Consider the following 15,245-nt stretch of genomic DNA (forward strand, 5'->3'; position numbering starts at 1 on the left):
CGCATGTCCGATCCATCCGCGCCACAGAGCGCCAGCGTGGTTGAAGGCGATGGCCTGCGCCCGCAGCTGGCCGAACTGGTGGCCCTGCGCCGCTTGGCACAGCGACCGCCACCGCCACGCCGTGGGCGTGCCGGCAATGCCGGCCAGGCGCCCTCACCGTTGCGTGGGCGCGGCATGGAGTACGCCGAATCACGCGAATACGTCGCCGGCGATGACGCGCGGCACATCGACTGGCGGGTGACCGCACGCACCGGCCGCGCCCACACCAAGCTGTTCCAGGCCGAGCGCGAGCGGGTCAGCCTGATCGTGGCCGACACCTCGCCCGCGCTGTACTTCGGCACGCGCGTGCGCTTCAAATCGGTGCAGGCCGCACGCGCCGGTGCCGTGGCCGCATGGTCGGCGCAGCGTCGTGGCGACCGGATCGGCGCCCTGCGCGGCAGCGACCGTGAAACACCGATCGCGCCAGCCGGCGGGCCGCGTGGCGTGCTGCGCGTGCTCGACGCACTGACCCGCTGGTACGCGCAACCGCCCGCCGATGACCTCGGCCTGGAGCGTGCGCTGGACCACGCCGGACGCGTGCTGCGCCCCGGCGCGCGCATGCTGGTGCTGGCCGATCCCCAGCAGGCCCTGCGCATCGCGCCGGCGCGCTGGAGCGCCCTGGCCCAGCACCATGACCTGACCCTGCTGCTGCTGGTCGACCCGCTGGAACTGCAGCCGCCGTCGGCGCCGCTGCAGTTCCTGGCCGCACAGCAGCGCATCGGCCTGGACCTGCGCCGCAGCGAGGTGCAGGACCACTGGCACGCACACTTCGTCGAACCGCTGCAGGCGCTGCGCCAGCAGCTGGCCGCTCGCCGGGTCGATGTGCAGATCCTTTCCACCGACGCCCCCAGCGATGCCTGGCTGGCACCTGCGCCCACCGAGGTGCCGGCATGAGTACGGCGCTGCCGCTGCGCGATGTCGCGCTGCCGCCGCCACCGTCGTGGTGGCCGCCCGCACCGGGCTGGCTGATGCTGGCCGCCGTCCTGCTGCTGGTGCTGGGCATCCTTGTGTTCATCAGCCAGCGCCGTCGCCGCCGTCGCCAGCGCTGGCTGCAGCAGTTCGACCGCGAGCTGCAGGCCGCGCCCGCCGCAGCGGCCGAGCTGGCCGCCATCGCCGGGCTGCTGCGCCGTGCCGCGCGGCTGGCCCAGCCCGGCAGCGAAGCCCTGCATGACCAGGCCTGGTGGCAGCGGATCGATCCGAAGGAGCAGCTGCCGGAGCCGCAGCGCCGCCTGCTGGCCGAAGGCGCCTACCGGCCGCAGGTCGCAGCAGGCGACGTGGCCGAGGTCCGTCGCTGGGCGCGCGAGCGATACCTGCAGTTGCTGCAGGAGCGCCGCCGATGAGCCTACTGGCAAGTTACTGGCCCTGGCCGGACCTGCAGCTGGCCTGGCCGCTGGCGCTCTTCGCGCTGCCGGTGCCGCTGCTGATGCACCTTTGGAAACGCCGCGCCGACCCCGGTGCAGCCCTGCGCGTGCCCTACGCCGCAGCCGAGCTGCAGGCATTGTCCGGGGGCGGGCGTATCGATGCGTCCTGGCTGCGCACGCTCATCCTGTGGTTGGCATGGGCCGCCTTGTGCGTGGCGATGGCACGGCCGCAGCAGCTGGGCGAGGCCATCACGCCGCCGCAGCAGGGCCGGCAGATGATGCTGGCGATGGATGTGTCCGGCAGCATGAGCGAGCCGGACATGGTGCTCGGCTCGCAGGCAGTGGAACGCCTGACCGCGGCCAAGGCGGTGCTGGCCGACTTCCTCGACCGGCGTGCCGGTGATCGTGTCGGCCTGCTGGTCTTCGGTGACCGCGCGTACACCCTCACCCCGATCACCCCCGACCTGGCCAGCGTGCGTGACCAGCTGCGCGACAGCGTGGTCGGCCTGGCCGGGCGCGAAACCGCCATCGGCGATGCGATCGCGCTGGCGGTCAAGCGCCTGCGCAGCCAACCCGAAGGACAGCGCGTGCTGATCCTGCTGACCGACGGCGTCAGCAATGCCGGTGTGCTGGAGCCGCTGCGCGCGGCCGAACTGGCCCGTGCCGAAGGCGTGCGCGTGCACACCGTCGCGTTTGGCAGCGATGGCAGCATGCGCCTGTTCGGCATCCCCATCGCCAGTGATCGTGATCCGGTGGATGAAGCCACCCTGCGCAGGATTGCCGAGATGACCGGGGGCCGATTCTTCCGCGCCCGCGACACCGACGAGCTGGTCGGCATCTACGCCGAGCTGGATCGTCTGGAACCCATCGCCGCCAAGGGCCCGAGCCTGCGCCCGCGCAGCGAACGCTATGCCTGGCCGCTGGCGCTGGCCCTGCTGCTGGGCGCGCTGGCCTGGCTGTGGCCGGAGCGGCGCCGATGATCGCGACATTCCTGCAGAAGCTCCACGCCGTCCTCCCCGATGCGGGCGCACTGCATTTCCTGCGGCCGGAATGGTTGTGGGCGCTGCTGGTGCTGCCGCTGGTCATCGCCTTCACGCTGTACCGGCAACGCCGCAGCGATGCGTGGCGGCAGGCGGTCGATGCCCACCTGCTGTCGCACCTGCTGGCGGCCGGTGAGCGCCGTCGTACGCGCCTGCCGTGGGCCCTCCTGCTGGGCTGCACGCTGGCGGTGCTGGCCCTGGCCGGCCCGAGCTGGCGCCAGCAGGCGCAGCCGATGTACCAGGCCGGCACGCCGTTGGTGGTGGTGCTGGACCTGTCCAGTCGCATCACGGCCACCGACCTGCCGCCTTCGCGGCTGCTGCAGGCGCGGGCGAAGATCGGTGCGCTGCTGCGTGCGCGGCAAGGAGGCCAGGTCGCCCTGGTGGTGTATGCCGACGATGCCTACACCGTTGCACCGTTGACCGATGACACCGCCAACGTAGCGCTCTATCTGGATGCGCTGGCCCCGGATGTGATGCCGCGCGATGGCCAGCATGCCGACCGTGGCATCGACTGGGCCACCCAGCTGCTGCGCCAGACCGGCACGCTGCGCGGGCGCATCCTGCTGGTCACTGACCAGGCCGATGCTGCCGCTGCACTCGCCGCAACGCAGGCGCGCAGTCTCGGCCTGCAGGTATCCGTGCTGGGGCTGGGCACGCCCACGGGCGCGGCCTATCGCGATGGCAGCGGGCAGATCGCGCAGGCGGCGCTGGATGAAGGCAGCCTGCGCACGGTGGCGACCGCCGGTGGGGGGCAGTACGCGCGCATTGCCGCCGATGACCGCGACCTGCGCGCGCTGGACGTGCTGGATGCCAGTGATGGCCCTGCACGGCAGGGCCCGGGGCAGGGCAGGCAATGGCAGGACGAAGGTTACTGGCTGCTGCCGCCGCTGATGCTGCTGGCCCTGCTGGCGTTCCGCCGCCGCGCGGTGCTGGCCGCGGTGCTGGCGGTGGGGCTGTTGCCGCTGGCAGGCAACCTGCAGGCGCAACCCCGCAACACATCGGCCAAGGAAACCGGCACGCTCTGGCAGCGTGCCGACCAGCGCGAGCACGAACGCATCGCCGAAGGCGTGCAGGCCTACCGCAACGGCGATTTTGATACGGCGCGCGCGCGCTTCGAAGGCATCGACAGCGATGCCGGCCTGTACAACCTGGGCAACGCGCTGGCGCGGCAGGGTGACTACGACGGTGCCATCGCCGCCTACGACCGCGCGCTGGCCAAGCATCCCGGCATGGCCGACGCGGTGGCCAACCGTGCGGTGGTGGACGCCGCGCGCAAGCGCAAGCCGCCGTCCAGCAAAGACCAGAACAACCGCTCCAACCAGGACAAGCAACAGGGCCAGCAGCAGCCGCAGCAAGGGCAGCAACAGGGCCAGCAGGGTTCGCCGGGGCAGCAGGATCCCAAGCAGGGGCAGCAGGGCCCGCAGCAGGGCCGGCAGGATCAGCAGCCGCCGCAGCAGGGCAAACCCGGTGACAAGGACCGCCAGGACACCGGTCCGCAGGCGGCCGATGCAAAGGCGCAGGCACAGGCCGATGCGGAACAGCGCCAGCGCATGCAGCAGGCCATGCAGCAATCCAGGCCGGGCGAGCAGGGCAAGCCCGCTGGACGCGGCGACGGGCGCACGCCGCAGCAGCGCGAGGAACAGCAGGCCGTGGACGCCTGGATGCGCCGCGTGCCCGATGACCCGGGCTCGTTGCTGCGCACCAAGTTCCAGTTGGAAAACGAACGTAGAAAGAGGGAAGGGCGATGATCGGCGTGCCGCGCAGGACACTCCACGTGACGGTGCTGCTGGCGATGCTGCTGGCCTGGCTGCCATCGGCCGCGCTGGCGCAGACGCGCGCGTGGCTGGAGACGACCAGTACCCAGCTCGGTGAACCGGTCACGCTGCAGGTGGAAACCGACCAGGGCAGCCCGGACTACGCGCCGTTGAATGCCGATTTCGTGCTGGGTGCGCAGGGCAGCAACCGCCAGGTGCAATGGAGCAACGGCAGCATGCAGCAGCGCACCGTCTACTCGGTGACGCTGACCCCGCGCCGCAGCGGCACCCTGCTGGTGCCCTCGCTGCAGGTGGGCAGCCAGCGCACCGAGCCGCTGCAGCTGCAGGTGGGCGCGGGCACGGTGGCCACCGCACAGAGCAATGCCGTCGCCTTCGTCGAAACCGAGGTGGATGATGCGCAGCCCTACGTGCAGCAGAGCGTCGGCGTGGTGGTGCGCCTCTACTTCGCCTCGCAGCTGGCCTCCGGCGAGCTGGTGCTGGATACGCCCGAGGGCGCGTCGCTGCAGCGGGTGGGCGAGGACCGCACCGACGTGCGCCAGATCAACGGCCGCCGCTACAACGTGGTGGAGCGGCGCTTCCTGCTGATTCCCGAACGCAGCGGGCCGCTGCGCCTGCCCGGTGCCCGCTTCAACGGGCGCACCGCGGGTGGCTTCTTCGATGATTTCTTCGGCGCCGGCGGCGACGGGCGCATGAATGCCGTCGCCCCCGAGCGTACCCTGCAGGTCCGCGCGCAGCCGGCGCAGGCACCGCAGCCGTGGTTGCCGCTGCATGGGCTGCAATTGCGCTACACCACGGCGCCGGACAGTGCGCGTGCCGGCGAAGCGGCCACCGTGGTGGTCGAAGCCGTGGCCAACGGCGCGACCCGCGCCCAGTTCACTGATCTGCCGGTGCCCGACGTAGGCGATGCCGGGCAGGTCTTCGCCGAGCCGGCCCAGTACGATGAAACGTTCACCGGCAGCACGCCGCGCTTGAAGATCACCCGGCGCTACTCGATCGTGCCGCGCCAGGCCGGCACGCTGGTCGTGCCCGGGCCGAGGCTGGCCTGGTGGAACGTGGACAGCGGCAGCGCCCAGCAGGCCACGCTGCCGGACCTCACGTTGGTGGTGGCCGCCGGCCGTGGCGGCGCTCCGGCCGCCCAGCCCATCGACACACAGGCCGCGCTGCCCGGCGACGACGCGGCGCCGGCCGCACCGACTGCCGTGCCGCTGGGGGCCGCGGACGCGCGCCCGTGGCCGTGGATCGCCGCCGCCGCTGGCCTCGCCCTGCTGTGGCTGCTGACCCTGGCCTGGGGCTGGCGCCGTGGCCGCCGCGTGTCTCCTGCAGGGTCGCCCACAGCGGCAGGCACCAACCACAGTGGCGTGCCGCGCGGCAGCGTGGCCGAGCTGCGCCGTGCGCTCGATGGTGAAGGTTTCGACCAGGTGCAGGCGCAGCTGTGTGCGATGGCCGGCGTCGAGCGCCTGGAGCAGGTGATCGAACGCCTGGCCGATCCGGCCCAGCGCCAGGTGCTGCTGGACCTGCAGGCCGCGCGCTGGGGCGGGCAGGGCGAAGCCTCCGCACTGCGTGCACGCCTGCGCGAATGCTTCCGTGACGGACCGCACTGGTCGACACCGCAGGAGGCCGCCGACACTGGGCTGGCGCCGCTGTACCCCACGCAGCGACCCTGAACCGGCGCGGCTTGCGCGCTTTGTTAGAGTAGATTCATTTTTCGAGGAACGCCGCGTATGACAGCAGCTGCTGCCGACAAGAAGAAGTTGCCCCTGCACTGGAAGATGGGCATCGGCTTTGCGATCGGCCTGGTCCTGGGACTCACCGTGCATGCCCTGGGCGGCAGCGTCGATGGCCTGCAGGCCGGTGCCAAGTGGGTCATGGACTACATCACCACGCCGGCGTCGGGCCTGTTCCTCAACCTGATCTTCATGCTGATCGTGCCGCTGATCTTCTCGGCGCTGATCATGGGCGTGTCGGAGATGGGCGACATCCGCGCCCTCGGCCGCATCGGCTGGAAGACCCTGGCCTACACCGTGCTGCTGTCCGGCATCGCCGTGGGCATCGGCCTGGTGCTGGTCAACGTGCTCAAGCCGGGCGCCGGCGTCGACCCGCAGACCGCCGCGCTGATGCTCTCGGAGAACGCCGAGCGCAGCAAGGAAATCGTGGCCGGCATCCATGGCACCCCCAAGGGCATGGACATGCTGCTGTCGATCGTGCCGAGCAACGTGCTGCAGGCCGCGTCGGACAACGGCGCCATCCTGTCGCTGATGTTCTTCGCGCTGATGTTCGGCATCGGCATGGTGCTGACCGATGAAGCGAAGGTCGCCCCGCTGCGCCGCGCCATCGAAGGCGTGTTCGAAATCTCGATGACCCTGATCAACCTGGTCATCCGCCTGGCCCCGTATGCGGTGGCCTGCTTCATGTTCAACCTGGCCGCGCTGTTCGGCTTCGAGCTGATCATCCGCCTCGGCGCCTACGTGGGCGTGGTGGTGCTGGCGCTGGGCCTGCACATGATCGTGACCTATGGCGCGGCGGTGTGGCTGTCGGGCCGTTCGCCGCTGTCGTTCTTCCGCGATACCCAGGAAGCGACGGTCATGGCGTTCTCGACCGCCTCCAGCAACGCCACCCTGCCGACCGCGCTGCGCGTGGCCGACCAGATGGGCCTGCCGCAGCGCGTGTCGCGCTTCGTGCTGACCGTGGGCGCCACCGCCAACCAGAACGGCACCGCGCTGTTCGAGGGCGTGACGGTGATCTTCCTGGCCCAGTTCTTCGGCGTGGACCTGTCCATCGGCCAGCAGGTCATGGTGATGGCGGTCTGCATCCTGGGCGGCATCGGCACCGCGGGCGTTCCCTCCGGCTCGCTGCCGGTGGTGGCGATGATCTGCGCCATGGTGGGCGTGAACCCGTTGGGCATCGGCCTGATCCTGGGCGTGAACCACTTCCTGGACATGTGCCGTACCGCGCTGAACGTGACCGGCGACCTGGCCCTGACCACCTTGGTGGCCAAGGGCGAGGCTGCGGACACCCCGGCCGAGGCCGCTGCCGCCGCCGCCCGCCTGGACAACTGATCCCGGCAACACCTGAACGGGGTCGGATCCCTTTCCACCAGGAAAGGGCTCCGACCCCGTCTCGTTTCCGGGCGACGTTGACCTGACCCTGCCGGGCGTCTGTGGGACAATGGCGCGCCCGCAGTTTCGCGGCCGCCTCCCGATTCCGACAGAACCATGACGCAGCCTACCCGTCGCCAGTTGGCCAACGCCATCCGCTTCCTTGCCGCTGATGCGGTTGAAACCGCAAATTCCGGCCATCCCGGCATGCCCATGGGCATGGCCGATATCGCCGAAGTGCTCTGGAACGACTTCCTCCGGCACAACCCGAACAACCCGCAGTGGTTCAACCGCGACCGCTTCGTGCTGTCCAACGGCCACGGCTCGATGCTGCAGTACGCGCTGCTGCACCTGAGCGGCTACGACCTGCCGATCGAGCAGCTGAAGCAGTTCCGCCAGCTGGGCAGCCACACCGCCGGCCACCCGGAACGCCACGAGACCCCGGGCGTGGAAACCACCACCGGCCCGCTGGGCCAGGGTTTCGCCAATGCCGTGGGCTTCGCTCTGGCCGAGAAGCTGCTGGCACAGCGCTTCAACCGCCCGGAGCTGGAGATCGTGGACCACCGCACCTGGGTGTTCATGGGCGATGGCTGCCTGATGGAAGGCGTGTCGCACGAAGCCGCTTCGCTGGCCGGCACCTGGGGCCTGCACAAGCTGGTCTGCTTCTGGGACAACAACCACATCTCCATCGACGGCAACGTCGAGGGCTGGTTCACCGACAACACCCCCGAGCGTTTCGAGGCCTACGGCTGGAACGTTGTGCGTGATGTCGACGGCCATGACCCGGAAAGCATCAAGGCCGGCATCGAGGCCGCGCTGTCGCAGAGCGACAAGCCGACCCTGATCTGCTGCCGCACCACGATCGGCTTCGGTTCGCCGAACAAGGCCGGCAAGGAATCCAGCCACGGCGCCGCGCTGGGCAAGGACGAACTGGCTGCCACCCGCAAGGCGCTGGACTGGAACTACGGTCCGTTCGAGATTCCGGAAGAGATCTACGCCGGCTGGCGTGCCGGCGGTACCGGTACCCTGCGCCAGGCCGAGTGGGAACAGCAGTTCGACAAGTACGCTGCGCAATACCCGGCCGAAGCCGCCGAACTGACCCGCCGTTCGCACGGCGAACTGCCGGCCGACTTCGTCGCCCAGGCCGATGCCTACATCGCCAAGGTCGCCGCTGAAGGCGCCACCATCGCCTCGCGCAAGGCCTCGCAGCTGGCCATCGAAGCCTTCGCGCCGCTGCTGCCGGAAATCGTCGGCGGCTCGGCCGACCTGGCGCACTCGAACCTGACCCTGTGGAAGGGCAGCAAGTCGGTGGCCAGCGATGACGCCAATGCCAACTACGTGTACTACGGCGTGCGCGAGTTCGGCATGACCGCCATTGCCAACGGCCTGGCCCTGCACGGTGGCTTCATTCCGTTCGACGCCACCTTCCTGGTGTTCAGCGATTACGCCCGCAACGGCGTGCGCATGAGCGCGTTGATCCCGGCCCACGCGATCCACGTCTACACCCACGACTCGATCGGCCTGGGCGAAGACGGCCCGACCCACCAGCCGGTGGAGCACCTGGCCTCGCTGCGCTACATTCCGAACAACGACGTGTGGCGCCCGTGCGATGCCGTCGAGTCGGCCGTGAGCTGGAAGGCTGCGATTACCCGCCAGGACGGCCCGAGCTGCCTGGTGTTCAGCCGCCAGAACCTGCCGCACCAGCCGCGCAGCGCCGAGCAGATCGCCCAGATCGAGCGCGGTGGCTACGTGCTGGCCGACGCCGCTGGCACCCCGGACGTGATCCTGATCGCCACCGGTTCGGAAGTCTCGCTGGCCACCGAAGCCAAGGCCCAGCTGGACGCCGCCGGCCTGAAGACCCGCGTGGTCTCCATCCCGTCCACCGACGTGTTCCTGCGCCAGGATGCGGCCTACCGTGAATCGGTGCTGCCCAATGCCGTGCGCAAGCGCGTGGCGATCGAAGCCGGCGTCACCGGTTTCTGGCGCCAGTTCGTCGGCCTGGACGGTGCGGTGATCGGTATCGACACCTTCGGTGCCTCGGCCCCGGCGGACAAGCTGTTCAAGCACTTCGGCATCACCACCGATCACGTGGTGGCCGCGGCGAAGGCGCTGTAAGCAGCTTCGCGAAGCAGAAAGGAGAAGGCCGGCGCAAGCCGGCCTTTCTCGTTTCCGGGTGGACACACTCTCTTTCCCGGAATGACTCATCGGCGAACCGGTGATGTCGCGTTGGCCTCTTCCGTCTTTACTGCGTTCTCTGCGAAAACAACCACCTTCGTTAGGTTCGCCGATGCGGGCCGAGTTCGTATACGGGAGGAATCGTGAACAGGACGCACATCCAAATTGCGGAATGTAAGGTCATGCCTTACAGTGGACGTCCGTGATCGTCAGCTTCCGGCACAAGGGGCTGAAAGCACTTTATGACCGTGGTGACGCGTCAGGAGTCAGGCCGGACCATGTCGGCCGGTTGCGTCGTCTGCTCCATCAGTTGGATCAAGCCGAACTGCCCGGCGACATGGGATTACCGGGTAATCGCCTGCACCCATTGCAAGGGAACTACAAAGGCTATTGGTCCGTAAGTGTGTCGGCCAGCTGGCGAGTGATCTTCCGGTTCCGGGGGCCTGATGTTGAGTTGGTTGACTACCTTGATTACCACTAGGAGCACCCGCGATGCCCATGTATGACCCGCCTCATCCGGGGCAGTCGCTGCGCGAGGACATCCTGCCTGCGATCAGCATGTCCATCAGTGCGCTGGCGCAGCACCTGGGGTACTCCCGGGGGCAGCTGTCGACGATCATCAACGGGCATGCGGGCATTTCTGCAGAGCTGGCGTACCGGCTGGAACTGGCTGGCTTGGGAAATGCACGGATGTGGCTGGCGATGCAGGCAGCCTATGATCTATGGCAAGCGGAACATCGGGAACATCCTCCGATCAAGCGCCTGTATCTGGGCGACATGCTGAACAGTCAGCAGTAGATCCGCGCCATGCGTGGATAGACGCTACATCGCCCCGCGCACGTCCATCAGTGCGAACCCCAGCAGGTTCAACCCGCGCCACTGCGCCGGGTTGTGCGCGTCGGCGTGGTCCTTGGCCAGGCCGATGCCCCAGATGAAATCCACCGGGCTGGCTTCGACCAGCACCCAGCCTTCGGTTGCGCGCAGGAACGCCCCCAGTTCCGGGTTCTGGGCGAACTTGGCCTTGTTGCCGTCCACCACCAGCTGGTAGCGCGCCTGTACCCAGCGCGCTTCGTCGAAGCCTTCAATCTGGCGGCCCAGTGCCTTGGCCTTGTCCGGCGTGGTGCTGGCGATGATCCTGTCGAGCAGCTCGGTGGCACCGAACAGGCGCGCCTTGCCGGCCATCATGTAGTGCTCGGCGGTGCGGTAATGCACGCCGTCGATGTCGAAGCCGGCGTCATACCACTGACTGAAACAGGAGGCGGACACACCGCTGCGCGGCGGCTGGTGGCCCCAGAAGCAGAGGTACCGCAGGTCTTCGCCTGCAGCCTGGCGCTGCTGCAGGTCATGCAGGAAACGGGAATCGTCTTTCATCGCTACAGGATAGCGTGCCGCCGTGCCCAGGTAGGTGCCAACCTTGGTTGGCACTGATGCTTGTCCGCCGGGCGTGGCCCGGCGCTACCACCGTGCAATTACGCGGTGCGGGCCAGGGCCAGGCGCAGCAGCCGTGCGTTGAGGCGCTCGCCAAACTCCTTTGGCGCCTGCAGGCCCATGCGCTGCAGGTACACCGCATCGCCATCGCCGGCCGGCTGCCGCAGCGCTGCCCAGACCGTGCGCAGCATGTCACCGCGCGTCTGCGTGTTCGATTTCAGCCAGCCCAGTGCCTTCACCAGCACCTGCTCGATCTCGTTGAAATCGCTGCCCAGCGGGTAGTCGGGCAGGGTGCCATCGGCACGGAACGGGGCCAGTGCCGAGGCCAGAGCCTGCGGTGTGTTGCGCTGTTCGCGCTGCGGGTCCGGGTGCCGCCCCGTACGCAGCTTGCGCGATGCGTAGGCCTGCTGCAGCAGCCCCGCCTGGAACGGCGCTTCGGTGATCGCGGCCATCGCCTGCACGCAGTCGTCGTCGGTCAACGCGCGCAGGTCGGCAATGCCGTACTCGTTGAGGTAGATGTCGCGCAGGTGGCGCGGAATGGTCGTGTGCCCATAGTTCCAGCGCACGTTCGAGGCGCGCTGGCCCTTGTCGTCGCGCGCGGCCCGGAACATCAGCACGCTGCGCGCTTCCGGCAGCGCATGCGCCATCGCCACGAAGTTGTACTGCCCGCCCACGCCGGACACCACGCGGCCGTCGTCCAGCGCATCGGACACTGCCGCACCCAGCGCGGTGGCCATCATGCAGGAATTGAAGAAGCGCGCATGGCGGCGCTGCAGGCGCTCCAGCGTCTCGTTGCCGCCGTACAGCTGGTTGATCTCGCTGATGCGGCGCATGCCGATCGCGCGGCACTCGTCCTCGGGCAGCGTGCGCAGCCATTCGTAGAACTCGGGCGAGCCGAGGTAGAACGCGCCGTGCAGGTACTCGCCCTCGGCTTCCAGCGTGGCATGGTCGATGGACAGCGTGCTGCCATTCTCGATGCGCTGCATGAGCGCCAGATCGTCGTGCACCTTGCGCCGGATGACGCCGGTCTGCACCAGCCGCCGGAAGCCTTCGTTGAGCATTTCGCTGCAGCCGTAAAGGCCCACCTCGAACGGATCCAGCCCGCCGATTTCCTGCACCAGCGGGTGGCTGGCCAGCTGCGGGTCCAGCGCGTTCAACACGCGGCGGTAGCGCGCGTTGTCGGTGTGGCGCAGCACCAGCGCATGGCTGAGTGCATCGGCCAGGGTGCCGATGCCGATCTGCAGCGTGCCGCCATCGCGTACCAGGGTGCTCGCGTACAGGCCGATGGCGTAGTCCGCATCGGCCACCGGCTGCCGTGGCAGGCCGAACAGCGCCGGGTACGGCGGCGGCGGGGTGATGACCAGATCGAAGAAGGACACATCCACCGTGGCCGTGCCGCCCAGGTAGGGCAGCTGCGGGTCGATCTCGGCCACCAGCAGCGGGCGTGGCAGTCCACGCGCGGCCATCGCGTCCAAGGTGTCCTGGGTGATGTCGTTGTTGCACGACAACGAGAGCCGGCGATCGTCCGGGCGCATCGCCACCTTCTGCACGATCACGTGCGGCGCGCGCTGCGCCACGGCATCGGCGGCATGCGTGTAATTCAGGCTGGTGTAGCTGGACTGCGCTTGGCGCGAGCCGAGCAGCGCACCGGACTGCATGTAGAACTCCTCCACCTCCACATGCGGGGGCAGCGCATCGCGGGCGATCGCATCGGCGTAGGCCAGGCGCGGGAAATCCTCGCCGAAATGGCGCTGCACGAACGGCGCCATGAAGCGCGCCTCCAGGCCATCGCCGCGTGCCTTGGGCGGGTTCAACGACAGTGCGGTGTACAGCTGCAGCGGCCGCGACGCATCCCCTTCCACCCGCGCATACAACGCATTGAGCAGCCGGTGCGGCTTGCCCAGTGCCAGCGGTGCCCCCACCCGCAGCGGCCCGTCCACGCGCGCGAACAGCCAGTCAACGGCGGCGTCGAGGTCGGTCAGGTGTTCGGTCATGCGTGGCGGTCCTGCGGCAAGGGGAGTGCTGGCATTACAGCATGCCGGGCTTGAACCGCCGTCGACGCGAGATTTCCTGCCCCGACACCATGAACCGGCCATCGCCCCGGTAGTGGAACGTGCGTGGCAGCTTCGGTCGCGGGGCGACGTGGGCGCGCACGATTTCCCAGATGAAAAGGTTGTTGGCCTGCACCTGGCTGTCGTCGTGCAGCCGGCACTCGAAGCTGGAATGGCATTGGCCGACCAGCGGTGCGGCGACGTCGCGGGCGGGCACTGCATCCAGGCCGAACCGTGCGAACTTGTCCACCTCGCGGCCGCTGCAGTTGCCGATGTCCACCACGGTGTCCAGCATTTCCACGCCCGGCACGTTGATCACGCACTGCCGGCTGTCGCGGGCCAGGGCGAAGCTGTGGTTCTCGTTCCAGATGTAGGTGGCCAGCAGCGAGGGCGAGAAGCCCATCACCATGTGCCAGCCCAGCGTCATCAGGTTGCGCTGGCCGTGGGCCGCCGTGCTGACCAGCACGATGGGGCCCGGCTCGAGGAAACGCCGGGCCTGGTCCACCGGGTAATCCAGTTTGCGCAGTGGCTTCATGCGGGCTCCGTGGGCAGAAGGGCCGATGCTGGGGCAGGCCGGATGAACCGACAGTCGAGGGCTTGACATCCCATTCGATTACGCGCGTAATCGGGTTGTCGATTACGGATGTAAACCATGACCCCGATCAGCGAAGCCGAAGCCGTCGTGATGGAGGTGCTGTGGCAGCAGGCGCCGCGCAGTGCCGATGAGGTGGTGGCCGCACTGGCCCACCGTGAATGGGCCGAGCCGACCATCAAGACCCTGCTCAACCGCCTGCTGACCAAGGGCGCGATCGCCGCCGAGCGCGATGGCCGCCGCTACCTGTACCAGCCGCTGCTGCAGCGCCAGGCCTGGGTGGAAACGCAGAGCCAGGACTTCATCGGCCGCGTGTTCGATGGCCGGGTGGCGCCGCTGGTGGCGCACTTCAGCGAGCGCGGGCAACTGACGGCGCAGGACATTGCCGAACTGAAGAAGCTGATCCAGGAGATGGACGATGAATGAGCTGCTCGATGGACTGTGGCAGGCCAGCCTGTGGCTGGCGCTGGGCGCGCTGCTGCTGGCGGCCGCGCGGCCACTGCTGGTGAAGCTGGGCGGCGCGGAGCTGGCCTATCGCAGCTGGTGGCTGCTGCCGCTGCTGCTGGTGGCCCTGCTGCTGCCCCTGCCGGCCCTGCGGGCATTGCCGGTGCTGCAGCATGTGCCCACGCTGCCGCTGAAGGTGGTGCCGGGCACCGTTGAAGGTGTCACCGCGCAGCTGCCGATGTGGCCTTGGCTGCTGGCCCTGGTCTGGGGGCTGGGTGCCGGCCTGCACCTGGCGCGCGAACTGCGCGCGCAACGCCGCTTCGAGTGCGCACTGGGCACGCTGCAGGCACGTGGTGATGGCAGCTGGCAGGCCAGCGCCGACCCCGGCCTGCCCGCGCTGGTCGGCCTGTGGCAGCCGCGCATCGTGGTCGGCCCGCACTTCGACCAGCAGTTCGATGCCGACGAACAGGCGCTGATCCTGCGCCACGAACGCAGCCACCGCCGCAATGGCGACCACTGGGCCAATGGCGCATTGCTGCTGGCACGGTCGGTGTTCTGGTTCCACCCGTTGTTGCCCTGGGCTGCGCGCCGCTTCCTGCGCGACCAGGAACTGGCCTGCGATGCGCGCACCGTTGCCGCGCAGCCGATGCAGCGCCGTCTTTATGCCAGCACGCTGTTGAAGGCGCAGCTGGTCCACCCGGTTGCACCGATGGCATGTCATTGGCGCAGCCAACCCGTGTTGAAGGAGCGTATCGCCATGTTGAAGCAGTCGAAGCGGAAGGCATTGCCGAAGGTGTCCGGCCAGGTGTTGCTGGTGGGGTTGTGCATGGGTGTTGCTGCGTTGGCCTGGGCCAGCCAGGGTGCGGTGAAGGGCACGCCGTCGGTCAGCGCCGAGCCGTACCAGTACGCCGCGGCGGATGCCGCCAAGGCCGGGCTGGACAGCCCGATCCAGGCACAGAAGATGTCACCGCCCAGCTATCCGGCCGAGGCTTTCGAGAAGGGCCAGACCGGTGTGGTGAAGCTGATCGTGGCCGTCGATGCCAAGGGCACCGTCACCGACGTGCAGGTGGAAAGTGCGACCAACCCCGGAGTATTCGAAGCTGCCTCGATCGCAGCGGCGCGTAAATGGACCTACACGCCGGCGATGAAGAATGGCAAGGCGGTGGCCGGCAAGCTGCGTATCCCGATCACCTACGCCATGGACAACACCGAACCTGCTGGTGGCCAGGCGCAGTGAAGGCAGCG

At 68.8% G+C, this 15,245-nt stretch carries 14 protein-coding genes; 11 read left to right on the forward strand and 3 right to left on the reverse strand.

The window, feature by feature from the left end:
• Positions 1-3: 3 nt before the first annotated feature.
• The 9 genes from C1926_RS20280 (at position 4) to C1926_RS20320 (ending at position 10,283) form a co-directional block, all read left to right on the forward strand.
• Positions 4-933 (forward strand): DUF58 domain-containing protein, encoded by a 930-nt coding sequence (locus tag C1926_RS20280; RefSeq protein WP_108760448.1) that lies wholly within the window; start codon positions 4-6, stop codon positions 931-933.
• Positions 930-1,379, forward strand: a complete 450-nt coding sequence (locus tag C1926_RS20285; protein ID WP_108760449.1) for a DUF4381 family protein — start codon at positions 930-932, stop codon at positions 1,377-1,379. Before C1926_RS20280 ends, C1926_RS20285 begins: the two co-directional genes overlap by 4 nt.
• Positions 1,376-2,380, forward strand: coding sequence for a VWA domain-containing protein (locus C1926_RS20290; protein ID WP_108760450.1), 1,005 nt, complete (start codon positions 1,376-1,378; stop codon positions 2,378-2,380). The genes C1926_RS20285 and C1926_RS20290 overlap by 4 nt, the downstream gene beginning before the upstream one ends.
• Positions 2,377-4,188, forward strand: a complete 1,812-nt coding sequence (locus tag C1926_RS20295) for a VWA domain-containing protein (RefSeq protein ID WP_174214109.1) — start codon at positions 2,377-2,379, stop codon at positions 4,186-4,188. The genes C1926_RS20290 and C1926_RS20295 overlap by 4 nt, the downstream gene beginning before the upstream one ends.
• A 44-nt stretch (positions 4,189-4,232) precedes the next feature.
• Positions 4,233-5,879, forward strand: coding sequence for a BatD family protein (locus C1926_RS20300; protein WP_254057426.1), 1,647 nt, complete (start codon positions 4,233-4,235; stop codon positions 5,877-5,879).
• Between the two features lie 57 nt (positions 5,880-5,936).
• A complete protein-coding gene (locus C1926_RS20305; protein WP_079223022.1) occupies positions 5,937-7,271 on the forward strand; it encodes a dicarboxylate/amino acid:cation symporter in 1,335 nt (444 codons plus the stop codon).
• Between the two features lie 156 nt (positions 7,272-7,427).
• Positions 7,428-9,425 carry a transketolase gene (gene tkt / locus C1926_RS20310; protein ID WP_108760452.1) on the forward strand — a complete coding sequence of 666 codons (1,998 nt, stop codon included), beginning with the start codon at positions 7,428-7,430 and terminating at the stop codon, positions 9,423-9,425.
• Between the two features lie 262 nt (positions 9,426-9,687).
• On the forward strand, positions 9,688-9,966 hold the full coding sequence (locus C1926_RS20315) for a type II toxin-antitoxin system RelE/ParE family toxin (RefSeq protein ID WP_108760453.1): 279 nt from the start codon (positions 9,688-9,690) through the stop codon (positions 9,964-9,966).
• 11 nt (positions 9,967-9,977) lie between these two features.
• Positions 9,978-10,283 (forward strand): HigA family addiction module antitoxin, encoded by a 306-nt coding sequence (locus C1926_RS20320; protein WP_108760454.1) that lies wholly within the window; start codon positions 9,978-9,980, stop codon positions 10,281-10,283.
• A gap of 24 nt (positions 10,284-10,307) precedes the next feature.
• Here C1926_RS20320 and C1926_RS20325 read toward each other — a convergent pair whose 3' ends face one another.
• The 3 genes from C1926_RS20325 to C1926_RS20335 are packed head-to-tail and all read right to left on the reverse strand — an operon-like array spanning position 10,308 to position 13,499.
• Positions 10,308-10,910, reverse strand: a complete 603-nt coding sequence (locus C1926_RS20325) for an NADAR family protein (protein ID WP_237771968.1) — start codon at positions 10,908-10,910, stop codon at positions 10,308-10,310.
• 44 nt (positions 10,911-10,954) lie between these two features.
• Positions 10,955-12,907 carry an acetyl-CoA hydrolase/transferase C-terminal domain-containing protein gene (locus tag C1926_RS20330; protein WP_108760455.1) on the reverse strand — a complete coding sequence of 651 codons (1,953 nt, stop codon included), beginning with the start codon at positions 12,905-12,907 and terminating at the stop codon, positions 10,955-10,957.
• A 34-nt stretch (positions 12,908-12,941) separates the two neighbouring features.
• Complete coding sequence (locus C1926_RS20335) at positions 12,942-13,499, reverse strand: flavin reductase family protein (protein ID WP_108760456.1); 558 nt, start codon at positions 13,497-13,499, stop codon at positions 12,942-12,944.
• 117 nt (positions 13,500-13,616) lie between these two features.
• On the opposite strand from C1926_RS20335, the gene C1926_RS20340 reads away from it, so the two are divergent.
• Together C1926_RS20340 and C1926_RS20345 are read left to right on the forward strand one after the other, a co-directional pair.
• A complete protein-coding gene (locus tag C1926_RS20340; RefSeq protein WP_079223013.1) occupies positions 13,617-13,982 on the forward strand; it encodes a BlaI/MecI/CopY family transcriptional regulator in 366 nt (121 codons plus the stop codon).
• Complete coding sequence (locus tag C1926_RS20345) at positions 13,975-15,237, forward strand: TonB family protein (protein WP_108760457.1); 1,263 nt, start codon at positions 13,975-13,977, stop codon at positions 15,235-15,237. Before C1926_RS20340 ends, C1926_RS20345 begins: the two co-directional genes overlap by 8 nt.
• Positions 15,238-15,245: the final 8 nt, after the last annotated feature.

It is taken from the genome of Stenotrophomonas sp. ZAC14A_NAIMI4_1 (assembly GCF_003086915.1).
In the GTDB taxonomy this organism is placed as follows: Bacteria; Pseudomonadota; Gammaproteobacteria; order Xanthomonadales; family Xanthomonadaceae; genus Stenotrophomonas.

Coding starts and splice junctions, on each gene's coding strand:
- C1926_RS20280 (WP_108760448.1), top strand. CDS start 4: ATGTCCGATCCATCCGCGCCACAGAGCGCCAGCGTGGTTGAAGGCGAT.
- C1926_RS20285 (WP_108760449.1), top strand. CDS start 930: ATGAGTACGGCGCTGCCGCTGCGCGATGTCGCGCTGCCGCCGCCACCG.
- C1926_RS20290 (WP_108760450.1), top strand. CDS start 1,376: ATGAGCCTACTGGCAAGTTACTGGCCCTGGCCGGACCTGCAGCTGGCC.
- C1926_RS20295 (WP_174214109.1), top strand. CDS start 2,377: ATGATCGCGACATTCCTGCAGAAGCTCCACGCCGTCCTCCCCGATGCG.
- C1926_RS20300 (WP_254057426.1), top strand. CDS start 4,233: ATGCTGCTGGCCTGGCTGCCATCGGCCGCGCTGGCGCAGACGCGCGCG.
- C1926_RS20305 (WP_079223022.1), top strand. CDS start 5,937: ATGACAGCAGCTGCTGCCGACAAGAAGAAGTTGCCCCTGCACTGGAAG.
- tkt (WP_108760452.1), top strand. CDS start 7,428: ATGACGCAGCCTACCCGTCGCCAGTTGGCCAACGCCATCCGCTTCCTT.
- C1926_RS20320 (WP_108760454.1), top strand. CDS start 9,978: ATGCCCATGTATGACCCGCCTCATCCGGGGCAGTCGCTGCGCGAGGAC.
- C1926_RS20330 (WP_108760455.1), bottom strand. CDS start 12,907: ATGACCGAACACCTGACCGACCTCGACGCCGCCGTTGACTGGCTGTTC.
- C1926_RS20335 (WP_108760456.1), bottom strand. CDS start 13,499: ATGAAGCCACTGCGCAAACTGGATTACCCGGTGGACCAGGCCCGGCGT.
- C1926_RS20340 (WP_079223013.1), top strand. CDS start 13,617: ATGACCCCGATCAGCGAAGCCGAAGCCGTCGTGATGGAGGTGCTGTGG.
- C1926_RS20345 (WP_108760457.1), top strand. CDS start 13,975: ATGAATGAGCTGCTCGATGGACTGTGGCAGGCCAGCCTGTGGCTGGCG.